Below are 600 nucleotides of genomic sequence, written 5' to 3' on the forward strand. Positions count from 1 at the left end.
CATAGCCGATATGCTGTCCGCTACGGTCTTTTAGCGGCATAAGCTCTCCGGAGGCCCAGAAACGCTCCCCATTCTTTCGGATATGCCACCGTTCGTCGATGCTTCGTCCGTATAGCAGCGCTTGCTCCATCTCAGTTGCTGGCCGGTCTATAGCGTTGTCTTCTGGCGTAAAAAATTGCGCTGCCGGCTGCCCGAGCATTTCCTGCGTTGTCCAACCAAAGATGCGGACCGCTCCATCGTTCCAACGTGTTATTAAGCCAACTTGATTTGTTGCAACGATTGCAAAATCGACGATGCTGTCAATAATGTCGCTGTCCAGTAGAGTGGTCGGCGGATTTTTGTCGTTAGTAGGCAGAGCAATCGACATTAGGGGGCAAATATGTATTCTGAGGACACATAATCCGTGTCATTTTGCTAAAAAGAAACCAAGGCTTTATATTTTAAACATCGTTTTGCGTTGCGCAATATGTGTTTACGGGCCTTTGTAGAAAAAGTCAACTTGCATTGTAAAAAACATACGTAAAATACGCTGTTGCAGATTTAACTCATAAGTTACACCAGCGTTTTAACTTCCTAGTTTAAAAAACAACAGTGATCGAG

1 protein-coding gene is annotated in these 600 nt (G+C 45.3%); it reads right to left on the reverse strand.

Going from position 1 to position 600, the window contains the following annotated elements:
• Positions 1 to 367 (reverse strand): PAS domain-containing protein (locus JK635_RS19085; protein ID WP_202655536.1); only part of this gene is annotated, 367 nt, incomplete at its 3' end.
• Positions 368 to 600: the final 233 nt, after the last annotated feature.

It is taken from the genome of Neobacillus paridis (assembly GCF_016765675.1).
Classification (GTDB): domain Bacteria; phylum Bacillota; class Bacilli; order Bacillales; family Cytobacillaceae; genus Neobacillus; species Neobacillus paridis.